13 protein-coding genes are annotated in these 15,221 nt (G+C 63.4%); 8 read left to right on the plus strand and 5 right to left on the minus strand.

Features of this window, described 5'->3' with window-relative positions; translation table 11 throughout:
- Nucleotides 1-37 precede the first annotated feature (37 nt).
- The 3 genes from putA to N6L27_RS21925 all read left to right on the plus strand — a co-directional run bounded on the left by putA (nt 38) and on the right by N6L27_RS21925 (nt 4,853).
- Nucleotides 38-3,451 (plus strand): bifunctional proline dehydrogenase/L-glutamate gamma-semialdehyde dehydrogenase PutA, encoded by a 3,414-nt coding sequence (putA, locus tag N6L27_RS21915; protein ID WP_271909556.1) that lies wholly within the window; start codon nt 38-40, stop codon nt 3,449-3,451.
- A 53-nt stretch (nt 3,452-3,504) separates the two neighbouring features.
- Entirely contained in the window at nt 3,505-4,275 is a 771-nt protein-coding gene (locus N6L27_RS21920) for a rhomboid family intramembrane serine protease (protein WP_271909557.1), read from the plus strand.
- 200 nt (nt 4,276-4,475) lie between these two features.
- On the plus strand, nt 4,476-4,853 hold the full coding sequence (locus tag N6L27_RS21925) for a GFA family protein (protein WP_271909558.1): 378 nt from the start codon (nt 4,476-4,478) through the stop codon (nt 4,851-4,853).
- A gap of 84 nt (nt 4,854-4,937) precedes the next feature.
- Here the strand turns inward: N6L27_RS21925 and N6L27_RS21930 are convergent, their stop codons facing one another.
- Nucleotides 4,938-5,723, minus strand: coding sequence for an inositol monophosphatase family protein (locus tag N6L27_RS21930; protein ID WP_065266592.1), 786 nt, complete (start codon nt 5,721-5,723; stop codon nt 4,938-4,940).
- A 191-nt stretch (nt 5,724-5,914) separates the two neighbouring features.
- Here N6L27_RS21930 and N6L27_RS21935 point away from each other — a divergent pair, with 191 nt between their 5' ends.
- Nucleotides 5,915-6,934 carry an NADP-dependent oxidoreductase gene (locus tag N6L27_RS21935; protein ID WP_271909559.1) on the plus strand — a complete coding sequence of 340 codons (1,020 nt, stop codon included), beginning with the start codon at nt 5,915-5,917 and terminating at the stop codon, nt 6,932-6,934.
- Between the two features lie 97 nt (nt 6,935-7,031).
- Here the strand turns inward: N6L27_RS21935 and N6L27_RS21940 are convergent, their stop codons facing one another.
- Complete coding sequence (locus N6L27_RS21940) at nt 7,032-7,937, minus strand: LysR family transcriptional regulator (protein WP_271909560.1); 906 nt, start codon at nt 7,935-7,937, stop codon at nt 7,032-7,034.
- A 100-nt stretch (nt 7,938-8,037) separates the two neighbouring features.
- Here N6L27_RS21940 and metF point away from each other — a divergent pair, with 100 nt between their 5' ends.
- The 3 genes from metF (at nt 8,038) to N6L27_RS21955 (ending at nt 10,063) form a co-directional block, all read left to right on the plus strand.
- Nucleotides 8,038-8,907, plus strand: coding sequence for a methylenetetrahydrofolate reductase [NAD(P)H] (gene metF / locus N6L27_RS21945; protein WP_271909561.1), 870 nt, complete (start codon nt 8,038-8,040; stop codon nt 8,905-8,907).
- 63 nt (nt 8,908-8,970) lie between these two features.
- Entirely contained in the window at nt 8,971-9,456 is a 486-nt protein-coding gene (locus N6L27_RS21950) for a PaaI family thioesterase (RefSeq protein ID WP_271909562.1), read from the plus strand.
- Nucleotides 9,457-9,544: 88 nt separating this feature from the next.
- Nucleotides 9,545-10,063, plus strand: coding sequence for a DUF2867 domain-containing protein (locus N6L27_RS21955; protein ID WP_271909563.1), 519 nt, complete (start codon nt 9,545-9,547; stop codon nt 10,061-10,063).
- Nucleotides 10,064-10,124: 61 nt separating this feature from the next.
- Here the strand turns inward: N6L27_RS21955 and N6L27_RS21960 are convergent, their stop codons facing one another.
- From N6L27_RS21960 to N6L27_RS21970, 3 genes are read right to left on the minus strand one after another with little or no spacing between them, the layout of a single operon-like run.
- Entirely contained in the window at nt 10,125-11,201 is a 1,077-nt protein-coding gene (locus N6L27_RS21960) for a DUF2235 domain-containing protein (RefSeq protein WP_271909564.1), read from the minus strand.
- Nucleotides 11,179-13,476, minus strand: coding sequence for a xanthine dehydrogenase family protein molybdopterin-binding subunit (locus tag N6L27_RS21965; RefSeq protein ID WP_271909565.1), 2,298 nt, complete (start codon nt 13,474-13,476; stop codon nt 11,179-11,181). The genes N6L27_RS21960 and N6L27_RS21965 overlap by 23 nt, the downstream gene beginning before the upstream one ends.
- Nucleotides 13,477-13,524: 48 nt before the next feature.
- Nucleotides 13,525-14,676, minus strand: coding sequence for a type III PLP-dependent enzyme (locus tag N6L27_RS21970; protein WP_271909566.1), 1,152 nt, complete (start codon nt 14,674-14,676; stop codon nt 13,525-13,527).
- A gap of 105 nt (nt 14,677-14,781) precedes the next feature.
- Here N6L27_RS21970 and N6L27_RS21975 point away from each other — a divergent pair, with 105 nt between their 5' ends.
- Nucleotides 14,782-15,219, plus strand: coding sequence for an Lrp/AsnC family transcriptional regulator (locus tag N6L27_RS21975; protein ID WP_271909567.1), 438 nt, complete (start codon nt 14,782-14,784; stop codon nt 15,217-15,219).
- Nucleotides 15,220-15,221 lie beyond the last annotated feature (2 nt).

Below are 15,221 nucleotides of genomic sequence, written 5' to 3' on the forward strand. Positions count from 1 at the left end.
AACAAAAGCCCTGCACACCTTTTGTGGAGTTCCCCGCATGACCGCTCAAACCAAGCTGCGCTACCGGATCGACGCCGGCACCTATGCCGATCAAACCGCGATGCGCGACCAGCTGGTGGCCCAGGCCGCCCTCACCGATGCTGACCGTAAGACAATCTGCGCCAACGCCGCAGCGCTGGTGCGGGATATCCGCGGCCATTCGGCGCCGGGGCTGATGGAGGTGTTCCTGGCCGAATACGGCCTCTCCACCGATGAAGGCGTTGCGCTGATGTGCTTGGCCGAAGCGCTGCTGCGGGTGCCGGATGCAGACACCATCGACGCGCTGATCGAAGACAAGATCGCACCGTCGGACTGGGGCAAGCACCTGGGCAAATCGACCTCATCCCTGGTCAACGCCTCCACTTGGGCCCTGATGCTGACCGGCAAGGTGCTGGACGAGGAGCGCAGCCCGATCGGTGCGCTGCGCGGCGCCATCAAGCGCCTGGGCGAGCCGGTGATCCGCACCGCCGTCAGCCGCGCGATGAAGGAGATGGGCCGCCAGTTCGTGCTGGGCGAAACCATCGAAGGCGCGATGAACCGCGCCGCCGGAATGGAGGCCAAGGGCTACACCTATTCCTACGACATGCTGGGAGAGGCCGCCCGCACCGAGGCTGACGCGTCGCGCTATCACCTGGCCTATTCCAAGGCGATTTCCGCCATTGCAGCCGCCTGCAACAGCGACGATATCCGCAGGAACCCCGGCATTTCGGTCAAGCTGTCGGCGCTGCATCCGCGCTATGAGCTGGCGCATGAGCACAGTGTGATGGAAGCGCTGGTGCCGCGCCTGAAGGCGCTGGCACTGCTGGCGAAAGCGGCCAATATGGGCCTGAACGTCGATGCCGAAGAAGCAGACCGCCTGTCGCTGTCGCTGGAAGTGATCGAGGCCGTGGTCTCTGACCCGGCGCTGGCCGGCTGGGACGGTTTCGGCGTGGTGGTGCAGGCCTATGGCCCCCGCACCGGCCTGGCAATTGATGCCCTGCATGAAATGGCCGAAAAATATGACCGCCGCTTCATGGTGCGGCTGGTCAAGGGCGCCTATTGGGACACCGAGATCAAGCGCGCCCAGGTCGAGGGTGTGGACGGCTTCCCGGTCTTCACCTCCAAGCCGCTGACCGATGTGTCCTACATCTCCAACGCACGCAAGCTGCTGGGGATGACCGACCGGATCTATCCGCAGTTCGCCACCCATAACGCCCACACCGTCGCCGCCATCCTGCATATGGCCGAGGGCATCGGCAATGAGAGGTATGAATTCCAGCGCCTGCATGGCATGGGTGAGACCCTGCACCAGATGGTGCTGGAGCAGAACAAGACCAACTGCCGGATCTACGCGCCCGTCGGCGCCCACCGCGACCTGCTGGCCTATCTGGTGCGCCGGCTGCTTGAAAACGGCGCCAACTCCTCCTTTGTGAACCAGATCGTAGATGACAATGTGCCGCCCGAAGTTGTCGCCGCGGACCCGTTTGAGGCCATCGCAGATGTGTCCCGCAAGATCCCGACCGGGCCGGAACTCTACGCGCCGGAGCGCCCTAACTCCAATGGGTTCGATCTGGGCCACGCGCCGACCCTGGCCAGGATCGAAGAGGCCCGCGCGCCCTGGCGCAGCCACCAGTGGCAGGCCGCACCGCTGCTGGCGGGCGTTGCCGATCGGGAAGACGCCAAGGACGTGACCAGCCCCACCGACCAGAGCGTCGTGGGCACCGTCGCCCAGTGCAGCCCCGAGGATATCGAACTGGCGCTGGCGCTGGCAGACCCTTGGGATGCGCCGGCAGCGGAGCGCGCCGCGATCCTGAACAAGGCCGCCGACCTCTATGAGGAAAACTTCGGCGAGCTGTTTGCCATTCTGGCCCGCGAGGCCGGCAAGACCATTCCCGATGCAGTGGCTGAACTGCGCGAGGCGGTGGACTTCCTGCGCTACTATGCGGCGCGCATTCCCGATGCGCTCCCCGCGGGCATCTTCTCCTGCATCTCGCCGTGGAACTTCCCGCTGGCGATCTTCACCGGCCAGGTCTCAGCCGCGCTGGCCGCGGGCAACGCCGTGCTGGCGAAACCCGCCGACCAGACGCCACTGATTGCTCACCGTGCCGTGCAGCTGATGCATGAGGCAGGTGTGCCGCGCAGCGCCCTGCAGCTGGTGCCTGGCCGCGGCAGCGTGGTTGGCGCCGCTATCACCTCAGATCCGCGCGTCAATGGCGTGGCCTTCACCGGCTCCACCGCCACCGCCCTGCGCATCCGCAAGGCAATGGCCGGCAACCTGCAGCCGGGGGCGCCGCTGATTGCGGAAACCGGCGGGCTGAACGCGATGATCGTCGACTCCACCGCGCTGCCGGAGCAGGCAGTGCAGGCGGTGATCGAAAGCGCGTTCCAATCGGCCGGCCAGCGCTGCTCGGCGCTGCGCTGCCTTTATCTGCAGGACGACATTGCCGACAACGTGCTGAAAATGCTGAAAGGCGCGATGGACTGCCTGCAGCTGGATGACCCATGGAACCTGTCGACAGACAGCGGTCCGGTGATCGACGAAGGCGCTCGCGCCGGCATTCTGGCCCATGTCGGCAAGGCCCGAGCCGAGGGCCGGGTGCTGAAGGAAATGCGCGCGCCGCAGGGCGGCACTTTTGTTGCGCCCACTATGATCGAAGTATCCGGCATCAGCGATCTGAAAGAAGAGATCTTCGGCCCGGTCCTGCATGTGGCACGGTTCAAGTCTCAGCAGCTGGATCAGGTGATTTCCGACATCAATGCGACCGGCTATGGCCTCACCTTCGGGCTGCACACCCGGATCGACGACCGGGTGCAGCATGTCTGCGACCGGGTGCATGCGGGCAACATCTATGTGAACCGCAACCAGATCGGCGCCATCGTCGGCAGCCAGCCGTTCGGCGGCGAGGGCCTGTCGGGCACCGGCCCCAAGGCTGGCGGCCCGCTCTACCTCAGCCGGTTCTGCGCACCGGACCGCCAGTCCAGCGCCAGCGACTGGGACAGCGGTATCACAGAGCTGCAGGCCCCCAGCGGCGTGCCCAGCCAGCCTGTCACCACCTCCCTGCCCGGCCCGACCGGTGAATCGAACCGCCTGACCGTCTCTGCCCGCCCGCCGCTCTTGTGCATGGGGCCCGGTGCCGAGGCCGCTGCTGCGCAAGCGAGGGAGGTGATCAGCCTCGGCGGCACCGCGATTGAGGCACATGGCCTGCTGGACCTCAGCCAGCTGGAGAGCATCCAGGGCATTGCCGGTGTGCTGTGGTGGGGCGAAGAGGAGACGGGGCGCGAGATCGAACAGGCTCTTGCCAATCGCGACGGCGCGATCGTACCGCTGATCCCAGGCAAGCCCGACCGCGCCCGCGTGCTGGCCGAACGCCATGTCTGCGTCGATACGACTGCTTCGGGCGGCAACGCGCAGCTGTTGGGCGGCATGGCCTGAGCTTTGCGTGCTAAGCACTTGACGCTGGGCCGTTTCCGGCCCAGCGTTCCCCCATGTTTCCGATCCGCGACCACAATCCGTCCGGCCGCAGGCCCTATGTCGTCTATGCGCTGATAGCCGCGAATATCCTGGCCTATATTTACTATTCTGCCAGCTACGTCTCGCCCCGCGCCCTGCAGTATTTCTACGACGCCTATGCCGTTGTCCCGGCCGAGATAAGTCACGGCTACGGGTATGAGACGCTGTTCACCTCCCTGTTCATCCACGGCGGGCTGATGCATCTGGGCGGCAACATGCTGTTCCTGTGGATCTTCGGCGACAACCTGGAGGAGGAGATGGGCCACCTGCCCTTCCTTCTGTTCTACCTCCTCAGCGGCTTTGGCGCCGGGCTGATCCATGTGCTGTCCGCACCAGGCTCGATGGTGCCCACAATCGGTGCCTCCGGCGCAATCGCGGGTGTGATGGGCGGTTACCTGCTGATGTATCCAAAGGCACGGGTCGACATCCTGCTGGTGCTGATCATCTATTTCCGCATCTTCACCATTCCCGCCTTCGTGATGCTGGGAGCATGGCTGGCGATGCAATTCTTCGGCGGGCTAGGCTCTGATCCCGATCAGGGCGGCGTCGCCTACTGGGCCCATGCGGGCGGCTTTGCGGTCGGTCTGGTCCTGTGCCTGCCGCTGTGGCTGCGCCGCGGCGGCCCGGCGTTCTGGGACCGAACACATGGCACCCCGCCGCATCCTGAAAATGAGTACGAATACTCCGCAAGCCGCATCCCCAAACTGCCGCGCAAGAAGCGCAATCCTGGACCGTGGGGGAAATGAAGCACCGATCCCTCCGGTATTTGTTTCCAGAAAGGAAGTATCAAGACGGCCTGCGGAACCATGGGAACAGGCTACTGATTAACACGCAGGCCGCCACCCCGACGGGCATCGGGGTCAGGTAATGGTAGATTTGCTCCGGAGAAAATTACGGGGAATTATCGAAGGTTTTACTCAAAACTTGCCAAGCAAGGAGAATAGCCGTGACACATTTGAAAGCCACCTGCCACTGCGGCGCCGTTGAGATTGAGGCGGAGTTTCCCGAGGGTCTCGCCTCCGCTGCGCGCTGCGACTGTTCCTTCTGCCGCCGCCGTGGAGCGGCTGCCGTGACCGCCCTGACCGCCAGCCTCAAGGTGCTGAAAGGACGGGAGAGCCTCAGCCTCTACACTTGGGGCAGCCACACCGCGAAGCACTACTTCTGCAAGACTTGCGGCATCTACACCCACCACCAGCGCCGCTCTGATCCAAACGAATGCGGCGTCAATCTGGGGTGCATTAAGGGCGCCAATCCGCGGAGGCACCCTGATACCTATGGGGAGATCCCCTGGAATGACGGGGTGAACCATCCGTCAGATCAGTGATCCTGCCCGCAGGCCGGGCAGCACCGCCGACAAAAAAACGCGGCTCAATAGCCGCGTTTCCAATGCTCATAGTTCCGGGCCAATTCAGCCGCGGATCACCTTGGCGAAGTTCTCGAAGATCGGCTCGTTCGAGCAAACCACCGAGCCGCTGTCGATGATGCCCGCTTCCGGGTCGATCGCCTCGGCCAGGCCGCCGGCCTCTTTCACGATGATGATGCCTGCGGCCAGGTCCCAAGCATTCAGGCGGCGCTCCCAGAAGCCCTCGTAGCGGCCGGCAGCCACATAGGCCATGTCGAGCGCGGCCGAGCCCCAGCGGCGCACGCCGGCGCAGGCAGGCATCAGGCGGGCCAGGTCCTGCAGCGTCAGCGGCAGGTCGGCGCGGCCGCCGAACGGCACACCGGTTGCAAAGATCGACTCGATCATCCGATGGCGGCCGGAGACGCGGATACGGGTGTCGTTCATCCAGGCGCCAGCGCCCTTCTCGGCAAAGAACATCTCGTCCTTAGCGGCGTCATAGACCACGCCGGCGACGATCTTGCCCTTGTGCTCCAGCGCGATGGAAATCGCCCAGTGCGGCAGCCCGTGCAGGAAGTTGGTGGTGCCGTCCAGCGGGTCGACGATCCAGCGGCGGGTCGGGTCTTCACCTTCGATCTCGCCGCCCTCTTCGGCGATCCAGCCATAGGTCGGGCGGGCGTTGCGCAGCTCTTCCTTGATGATCTTCTCGGCGGCGATGTCGGCCTTGGAGACAAAGTCGCCCGCGCCTTTCATCGACACCTGCAGGTTCTCCACCTCGCGGAAGTCCTTCACCAGGGAACGGCCTGCCTTGCGGGCGGCCTTGATCATCACATTGAGGTTTGCGCTGCCAATCATGTCTGCAGAATCCTGTCACGTCGGGGAGATGCCGGGTCAAGCCGTGCCTATACGCGCCCAGCCCGCCGTTGCCAAGGGGTTATGCCCCAAAGCGGCCAACAGCCGTGACGCCTGGTTACTGCGGCTGGCCCGGTTGAATTCCGCCGCTTGGACGCTCACACTTCTGTGCAAACAGAACAAGGAGTGCCCCCATGCCCGACCAGATGCAGCGTATCGTGCTGGCCAGCCGCCCCGAAGGAGAGGCCCGCGAGGAAAACTTCCGATTTGAGAGTGTGGACCTGCCCCAGCCCGGTGATGGAGAAGTGCTTGTAAAAGTTCACTATATGTCGCTGGATCCTTATATGCGCGGGCGCATGAACGCCGGCAAATCCTATGCCCCTCCGGTAGAGATCGGGGAGACCATGACGGCGGGCGGCGTTGGTGAGGTGATCGCCTCGGGCAGCCCCGGCTTCCAGCCCGGCGACTTTGCCCTGGGCATGTTCGGCTGGGCCAGCCACGCCTGCGCCAAGGCCTCTGAATTGCGCAAGCTGGATCCGGATCTGGCTCCGCTCACCACCGCGCTTGGCGTTCTCGGCATGCCGGGGTTTACCGCATGGCATGGCTTGGATGCCTATGGCCGCCCGCAGGCAGGCGAAACCCTGGTGGTTGCCGCCGCAACTGGCCCGGTCGGCTCCATGGTCGGCCAGCTTGCCAAGCAGAAGGGCCTGCGGGTTGTCGGCATCGCGGGCGGCGCGGACAAATGCAAGCTGGCGGTGGAGACCTTTGGCTTTGACGCCTGCCTCGACCACCGCGCCTATGACAGTGGCGAAGCGCTGAGTGAGGCACTGGCCGCGGAATGTCCGGACGGTATCGACATTTATTATGAAAACGTCGGCGGAAAGGTTCTGGAGGCGGTGCTGCCCCTGATGAACAACTTTGGCCGCATCCCGGTCTGCGGCATGATCGCCTGGTACAACAGCGCCGAGACCGATCTGACGGCCCCCGCCATCTGGCGTTCAGTGCTGACCAAGTTTCTATCCGTGAACGGCTTCATCATTTTCAACCACTACAACCGTTATGGCGAGTTCCTGCGTGACGTAGCCCCGAAAATTGCCAGCGGGGACATCAAGTATCTGGAGGATATTGCCGAGGGGCTGGAGAACGCCCCCAAGACCTTCCTGGCGATGATGCAGGGCGGCAATACCGGCAAGCAGATCGTCAAACTGGTCTGAACCAGGGACCGGCCTATGCCGGATCACGCAACCGCGCGGAGCGGGCACCGGCGCCGGAACGGCGCAGGCCGCTCCGCGCCTTTCCCGGCTGGAGGATCTACTGATGCTGCAGCTTGCGCGCCTCGACCTTGGCCAGGCGGATCAGCTCCTGCATAAAGGGTTTCCCGCGGTCCTCCGTGCGGATCGCCGCATAGAGGCTGCGGGTTATACCGGACTTGGTCAGCGGCCGGGTCACATAGTCAGAGGAATACTTCACCTCCCGCACCACCCAGTCCGGCAGCACCGACACCCCGCGGTTGGAGGCGACCAGCAACAGGATCACCGCCGTCAGCTCCACCTGCCGGATCGAGGCAGGCTCCACCCCGGCTGGGATCAGCAGCTGGCTGAAAACATCCAGCCGGACCTTGTCCACCGGATAGGTGATCAGGTTCTGGCCGATGAAATCCTCGGCTTCCACATAAGGTTTCTCTGCCAGAGGATGCTGCGCTGAAGCGACAAAAACAGGTTTGTAATCAAACAATTCGATGAATTCGATGCCGCTGATGTCCTCCGGGTCGGAAGAGACCACCAGATCCACCTCCTCCTTCAGCAGTGCTGGCAGCGCGTCGAAGGCAAGACCCGGGCGGATATCCACATCCACATCGCCCCAGTTCTTACGGAAGCCTTCCAGAACCGGGAACAGCCATTCGAAACAGGCATGGCATTCAATGGCGATGTGCATCCGGCCGGTGTTGCCGTCGCGCAAAGAGGAGAATTCCGCTTGCGCCGCTTCCACTTGCGGCAGGACCTGATCCGCCAGACGCAGCAGCCGCAAACCTGCAGGCGACAGTTTCATCGGCTTCGAACGGCGGATGAACAGCTCAACGCCTGCCTGATCCTCCAACCCCTTCACCTGATGGCTCAGCGCGCTTTGGGTGATGTTTAGCTGCTCGGCAGCGCGGGCCAGACCGCCGGCCTCATGGATGGCCTTAATGGTGCGGAGATGGCGGAATTCAATATGCATCCTATAAGATCGCTCATGTTAATCTTGAGTATTATGAAATTGTCTCACATTGCTGCGCATGCAACAAGAGGTGACATCAACCTAGCGAGAGACCCCGAGCATGACGACGCCCAAGATTTCCTTTGAATTCTTTCCGCCGCAAAATCTCGAAGCCTCCTTCCGGCTTTGGGACACCGTGCAGGTCCTCGCTCCGATGGGTCCGCGCTTTGTATCCGTCACCTATGGCGCCGGCGGCACCACCCGCACCCTGACCCGCGACGCGGTGGCCACGCTGCACAATTCCTCTGGTCTGAATGTGGCGGCGCATCTGACCTGCGTGAATGCCTCCAAGGCGGAAACGCTTGAGATCGCGGACCAGTTTGCCGAGGCAGGCGTGACCGAGATTGTGGCCCTGCGCGGCGACCCGCCCAAGGGAGAAGGCAAGTTCACCCCGCACCCCGAAGGTTTTGCCAATTCGGTTGAGCTGATTGAAGGGCTGAAGGCGCGCGGCAATTTCAGCATCAAGGTCGGCGCCTACCCGGACCGCCACCCGGACGCAGCCGATCAGGCAGCAGATGTGGAATGGCTGAAGCGCAAGCTGGATGCCGGTGCGGATGAGGCGCTGACCCAGTTCTTCTTCGAGGCTGAAACCTTCTTCCGCTTCCGCGACGCCTGCGAGAAGGCCGGGATCGACGGGGACAAACTGACCCCCGGCATCCTGCCGATTGAGAACTGGAAAGGCGCCCGGAATTTTGCCAAGCGCTGCGGCACCGTCATTCCCGGTTGGGTCGAGAATGCCTTTGACAAGGCCCTGCGGGACGGCCGCGAGGAACTGCTGGCGACAGCCATCTGCACTGAACTCTGCTCCGACCTCCTGGAGGGCGGTGTTGACAAGCTGCATTTCTACACGCTGAACCGGCCGGAGCTGACCCGCGACGTTTGCTTTGCCCTGGGTGTCACCCCCAAAGTGTCGCTCCAGAACGTGGCGTAAGCGTTGCGCCGGAAGGCGCGCGGTTTCTAATGGCGGCATCTGACCGCCAAGGACCCGCGCGCCATGTTCTATGCCAAACACCCCTCTGACCTGCTGACAATCGATCAGATCGCCCGGATATCCGGGCTCGATTTCATGCGGGGGATCCTGGAAGGCCGCCTGCCCGGCCCGCCGATTGCCGAAACCCTGGGCTATTATCTGCACAGTGTCGAGGACGGCCAGGTGGTGTTCCGAGGCACGCCGGAATTTCATGTTTGCAATCCGATGGGCACCGTGCATGGCGGCTGGTACGGAACACTGCTGGACAGCGCAATGGCCTGCGCAGTGATGACCAAGGTGCCGCTGGGCGCCGTCTACACAACGCTGGAATACAAGATCAATATTCTGCGGCCGATCCCGCTGGGCACCGCCATCAACTGCACTGGCAGCATCGACCATGTGGGCCGTTCCACCGGCGTGGCGCATGGCGAAATCCGCGGGCTGGAGGACGGCAAGCTCTACGCAACCGGCTCCACCACCTGCATTGTGATGCAAATCGCCCCGCGCTGAGCACTTGGGCCGTTCCCGTCCCCTTGCCTGCGGCGGCTTTCTGCCTAAGTAACTGCAAGAATATCAAAAACCCGCAGAAAGGCAGGTTATGCCGCCAAACAGCCTCGCCCGCGCAGCGACCGCCCGCATCCAGGTTCTCGCCCCGGCCAGGGAGCTGGATTTCCTGGACACCCAGTCGCTGGTTCTGCCGGCCCCGGTCACTCCGCTTGAAGCCTGGAACATCATGCACCAGCAGCCACTGCCCGGCATGAAACTGGCCTTCCGGCTGCGCGACGCTATCTCAGCCCTGTTCGGGGTCAGACGGATCGGCGGGTTTTCCGGGCGGCAGCGTCAGAATGTTTCGGCCGGCGACAAGCTGGATTTCTTTCTGGTGGAAGCGATCTCGGATCAGATCCTGACTCTTACGGTACGGGACCGGCATCTGGATGTCATGACCTGCGTCACCAGCAACAGCGGCGTGCTGAGCATCACCTCATCAGTGAAAACTCACAACCTGTTCGGCCGCATCTACATGCTGCCCGTCCGCCCGGCGCACAAACTGATTGTGTCGCATTCCCTGAAGCGGCTGGGACGAGAACTGACGCAGCGCCAAGCTGCCGTCCGGTAGCGCCACAGCCTCACCGGGCTTGCCAGATCTGCCGTTGCTGTCCGGCCGCGGCCCGCCGCCTTCAAGTCTTGGAAAACCTGGCCAGCCAACCGCCCGCGGCGGACGCTTTCTGCTTGCCTGCACCGACGCTGCTGTGCAAACGTTCGCTGGCGTCCAGACCAACCCGGCGGCGGCTGCGCAGGAGGAAGATCTTGCCCCAGCCCTGCCAGGTGCCGACAGAGGGCGCCTTAGGATCAACCGGGAACCGCATACGCCAGTCCAGCGGCAGCGGCAGACCGCGTTCCTCGGCTTTCTCCAGCATCCAGATCAGTGACACATTGGCCAGCGGCCGCGCGTCTTCATAGCCGCCCAGCTGACCACCGACATCGCCATGGGCACCGCGGAACCAGACCTGTTCCACATGGCCGTTCCAGCCCTTTGGGCAATCCCAAAGCACCGGCCTGAACACATCGCGTGTCTCATCCAGCGCCAAAGCGTGATAACCGCTTTTGATATGCGGACCCAGGGTGTGGTTGTGAAAGTTGTGCTGCCGTTCCGCCCAGCGCCACAGCAGCGGAAGCCGCAGGCCCAGCGCCTTGACCGTATCCCAGACGCCCACCATCTCGATCTCGACCGCGTCGTGGCAATGGGCGGCGGTAAAGGCAGCCCCGGAATTGGAGCGCCCGTTCAGCCGGTAGTGACGGTAGGCCGTGCGGATGTGGCGGACGGTGGCATGTTCGGGTTTCAACAGGCCGATCCGGTCAATAACACCGGCCAGAGAGCGCACGGCATAGGCACCGCGGGAATAGCCGAACAGATAGATCCGGTCGCCGGGACGGTAACGGGAGGCAAGATAGCCGTAGGCGCGGCGGATCTGCCGGTTGATGCCGCGCCCCATCATCACGTCGGGGGCGCTGCCCCATCCCTTCCACTGGACACCGGATTCATAGAAGACCGACACCTGGCCGCCCATTTCCTGGCACAGCCGGTACAGCTGCCCCGCATGGGTTTCATGGCCCGCCTCCAGCGTCGACATGGTGCCATCCAGGATGATCACATGGGCATGCGGCCCGCGCAGCTTGGTTTCGCCGGAATGCTCCGAGCGCAGCGGCCGTCCAAGCCACCCTAAAACCCTCTTACTCAGCTGCTTCAGAAACATCCCTAAGCACTTCCCAAATCCTCAGCGGGGTGAACGGCATGTCCACTTGCCGCACGCCGCGGTCCCAGACCGCGTCCTGCACCGCATTTGCAACTGCTGCCAGCGCACCGACGGTGCCCGCCTCGCCGCAGCCCTTCATCCCCATCGGGTTCTGTGTCGAAGGCACCGGCTCGGAGGTAAAACCAATCATGGGGACGCCGCTGGCCCGCGGCAAGGCATAGTCCATGAACGAAGCCGTGAGCAGTTGCCCGTCCTCATCGTAGACAACCCGCTCCAGCATGGCCTGTCCCAGCCCCTGCGCCACCCCGCCATGCACTTGGCCTTCGGCCAGCATCGGGTTGATCAGATTACCGAAATCGTCAACTACAGTGTAGCGCTCCACGTCTGCTTGCCCAGTCTCCGGATCGATAACAATTTCGGCAATATGTACGCCATTCGGAAACGAGCGCCCCGGCAGCCGGGCCCGCGCCGCGTGACGCTGCAGATCGGTGCGGCCTTGCGCGCGGGCCATCTCTGCCGCTTCCAGCATGGATGGGGTCAAGTTGGATCCCGGTGCGCGGAAGGTATCACCGTCAAACTCGACGGTATCCTCTTCCACCCCCATCTCTTCCGCAAGGAACGGGGTAAAGGCGGAAATCATCGTTTCCACTGCAGCCAGCGTCGCGTTGGCCTGGGTGGTGACAGAACGCGAACCGCCGGTGCCGCCGCCCTGGGCAATACGGTCGCTGTCGCCCTGGATCACCTGGATCATTTCCGCCGGGATACCGCTCTGGTCGGCAAGGAACTGGGCATAGACGGTCTCATGCCCCTGCCCGTTGCTTTGCGTGCCGACATAGATGTTCACCCGGCCATCCTCCAGAAACTCCACTTCCGCGCCTTCTGAAGGATCGCCCAAAATGCTTTCGATATAGTAACAGACCCCAACGCCCCGGTACTTGCCGCGTTTACCATTTTCGGCGCGGCGCTCTGCGAATCCCTTCAGATCCGCCTCTTCTGCCGCACGGCTCAGAATCTTATCGAAGTCGCCGACGTCATAGGTCTCCCCGGTCACGGTCCCATAGGGAAAGGCTGCCGGCTTGATAAAGTTCCGCCGCCGCAGCTCCAGCGGGTCAACGCCCAATTCGCGCGCCGCGCGGTCCATCACCCGTTCCAGCACATAGATCGCCTCAGGCCGCCCGGCGCCGCGGTAGGCGTCCACTTGGGTCGTGTTGGTATAGATCCCCTCCACCTGGAGCCAAGCGGTCTGGATGTCATAGACACCGGCCAGCACCCGGCTGAACAGCTGGGTCTGGATCGGCTGCCCGAAATGGGAGTTGTAAGCGCCGAGATTGCAGCGGGTGCTGACCCGGTATGCGGTGATCTTAAGGTCTTCGTCAAAAGCCAGCTCTGCCAGCGACGTCAGATCGCGTCCGCCATTGTCGCTCAGCATCGCCTCTGTGCGGTCGGCAATCCAGAACACCGGCCGGTTCAGCATCCGTGCGGCATGGGCAACGGCAAAATATTCCGGATAGGGAAAAGCTTTCATTCCGAAACCTCCGCCCACATCGGGAATGACAACTTGGACGTCCTTTTCCTCCAGTCCCAGTTTGGCTGCCAGCTGGGACTTCATCATCCATACGCCCTGCCCGCCAAAGCTGAAAAACAGCCGTCCGTCCTGCCATTCCGCGAAACAGCCGCGCGGCTCCATTGAGTTCACGATAACCCTGTTGTCCTCAACCTGCAGGGCGGCAGTATGGGCGGCGGTGCGGAAGGCCTCAGCCGTAGCCGCCTCATCCCCCATGCCCCAGTCAAAGGCCTTATTGTCCGGCACGCTGCGGTGCAGCGGTTCGCCGCCGGGCATCAGGTCCAGCTTAATCGGCAGGTCGTCGATCTCCAGCTCAATCAGCTCACCGGCGTCACGGGCCATATCCAGTGTCTCGGCGACAACCACAGCCACCGGCTCCCCGACGTAACGCACCCGGTCGCGGGCCAGCATGGGGCGTTCGGGCGAGGCGCCGTCTGAGCCGTCCCGGTTCTTGACCGTGGTGCCGTCCATGGAGACGTTGACGCCCGCGGCCTCAAGATCCGCCAGGGTGATCACTGCATGGACGCCTTCCGCTTCCAGCGCATCCTCGGTGTTCAGCGCCGTGATCACCCCATGCGCCACCGGGCTGCGCAGCACCCAGGCGCGTAAGGCACCCGCCGGGGCGGCATCTTCGATGTAGTTGCCCTGCCCGGTCAGGAACCTGACGTCCTCGACCCGTTTTACCGGCTGGCTTTTCCCGAATTTGTCCATGCTCGCCCCCTGTCCGCGCTGACTGGCTGTCCGGGGGCGAGAGTACCCTTAGCTGGCCGGTTGTCCAGCCAGCTCAATCACCGTCGCCACGTCACTGAGCCCATAGCCGTTGAACTGCGTGCTCATGGCAGAGGAATAGGCGCCCAGTCCCGGAAACAGGACATAATCGCCGGTGGCGGCATCGCAGGGCAGCGGCAGCCCGTCCGGCAGCCGGTCGAGGCTGTCGCAGGTGGGGCCGAACACCACCCGCGGCTTGCGTTCTCCAGCACGGCGTTTGCCATCCGAGCCGACAACCTCAACCCGGCCTGGCAGGCCCATGTCGCGGATATCGACAAGCCCGCCATAAATTCCGTCATTGAGGAACACCACCTCGCCCGCCTTGCGCATCCCCTTGATGCGCGCCGCAAGGGTGAAGCTTTCGGAAACCATTGCCCGGCCCGGCTCGCAGATCAGCCTGGGCTTTTCGTCGCCAAAGGCTGCATCCGTCGCCGCGCCGATGGCGGCAAAGACCTTCTCCAGATCCGGCGCCACGCCATCGCGGTTGGCGGCAAATCCGCCGCCGACGTTCAGACGGGCGATTTTCACGCCGGCCTGATCGATGATCCGCTTGGCCGCGTGGACATACTCGACCCAGGCGCTTTCGTCTTCACACTGGGTGCCGGGGTGGAAACACAGCGCCGGTGTCCAGCCCCGGGCGGCGACCTGCTTCAGGAGCGCAACCGCTTCTTCAGGTTCAGCGCCGAACTTGCTGCCGAAATCATAGGCCGCGCCTGCGATCGGCAGCGCGAAGCGCACCGCGATTTCACAGGCGCGCGGCACCGCGTCCAGTTTCTCCAGCTCGCTCAGTTCATCCACCGACCAGCTGGCAACGCCATGTTCGATGCCAGCAGCGATCTCCGCCTCTGAACGCATCGGGTTGTTGTAATGCATCACCGCATCCGGGCTGGCGGCGCGCACCGCCTCCATCTCCGCGGGCGAGGCAACGTCAAATGCGGTGATCCCTGCCGCTACCAGATTGGACAAAACCGCCGGATGCGGGTTTGCCTTGACAGCATAGGTCACCAGACCCGGGAAGCCCGCCCGGAACCGCCGCGCCACCTCATGCAGGACACGCGGCGAGAAATACAGGATCGGGTGATCCGGCGCGCTGCGGGAAAGGTGGGATTCAGGCGAAAGCCAGAGCGGAGGAATCTGCTGCATCGGGTAACCCTCATTCGTTTTACATATTTTCCGCGAATTCTTCGTCGATTTCGGTCGGCATATTTACTATAGTGCCGAAATCAACCGTCACATCGCAGGCATCCTATGCAATCCGACGAAACAGATCAGCGCCTTGTCACCCTTCTGCGCGAGAATGCCCGCCGCCCGGTGGCGGAGCTTGCCCGCCAGCTTGGCCTTGCCCGCACCACAGTTCAGGCGAGGATCGAGCGGCTGGAAACCACAGGTGTAATCACCGGCTACACGCTCAAGACCTCTTCAGCTGCCCGCCCGCCGCTGCAGGCCACAGTGCTGATGTCGATTGAGCCGCGATCGGGGCCGGAAGTCCTGGCACGCCTGCGCAGCCTGCCTGGGGTGGAGGTGGTGCACACAACTTCTGGACGCTTTGACCTGCTGGCGCAGGTAGTGGCGCAAAGCACCGCAGAACTGGACGACACAATCGACAGAATTGCGGAGGCCCGTGGTGTGCGCTCCTCCGAAAGCCTGATCCACCTGGCCACCAAACTGGACCGCACCGGGCAGTAAGG

The organism is Leisingera sp. SS27 (assembly GCF_028368855.1).
GTDB lineage: Bacteria > Pseudomonadota > Alphaproteobacteria > Rhodobacterales > Rhodobacteraceae > Leisingera.

Coding starts and splice junctions, on each gene's coding strand:
- N6L27_RS21935 (WP_271909559.1), top strand. CDS start 5,915: ATGCCCGACCAGATGCAGCGTATCGTGCTGGCCAGCCGCCCCGAAGGA.
- N6L27_RS21960 (WP_271909564.1), bottom strand. CDS start 11,201: ATGTTTCTGAAGCAGCTGAGTAAGAGGGTTTTAGGGTGGCTTGGACGG.
- N6L27_RS21970 (WP_271909566.1), bottom strand. CDS start 14,676: ATGCAGCAGATTCCTCCGCTCTGGCTTTCGCCTGAATCCCACCTTTCC.
- N6L27_RS21955 (WP_271909563.1), top strand. CDS start 9,545: ATGCCGCCAAACAGCCTCGCCCGCGCAGCGACCGCCCGCATCCAGGTT.
- N6L27_RS21950 (WP_271909562.1), top strand. CDS start 8,971: ATGTTCTATGCCAAACACCCCTCTGACCTGCTGACAATCGATCAGATC.
- N6L27_RS21940 (WP_271909560.1), bottom strand. CDS start 7,937: ATGCATATTGAATTCCGCCATCTCCGCACCATTAAGGCCATCCATGAG.
- N6L27_RS21920 (WP_271909557.1), top strand. CDS start 3,505: ATGTTTCCGATCCGCGACCACAATCCGTCCGGCCGCAGGCCCTATGTC.
- metF (WP_271909561.1), top strand. CDS start 8,038: ATGACGACGCCCAAGATTTCCTTTGAATTCTTTCCGCCGCAAAATCTC.
- N6L27_RS21930 (WP_065266592.1), bottom strand. CDS start 5,723: ATGATTGGCAGCGCAAACCTCAATGTGATGATCAAGGCCGCCCGCAAG.
- N6L27_RS21965 (WP_271909565.1), bottom strand. CDS start 13,476: ATGGACAAATTCGGGAAAAGCCAGCCGGTAAAACGGGTCGAGGACGTC.
- N6L27_RS21975 (WP_271909567.1), top strand. CDS start 14,782: ATGCAATCCGACGAAACAGATCAGCGCCTTGTCACCCTTCTGCGCGAG.
- putA (WP_271909556.1), top strand. CDS start 38: ATGACCGCTCAAACCAAGCTGCGCTACCGGATCGACGCCGGCACCTAT.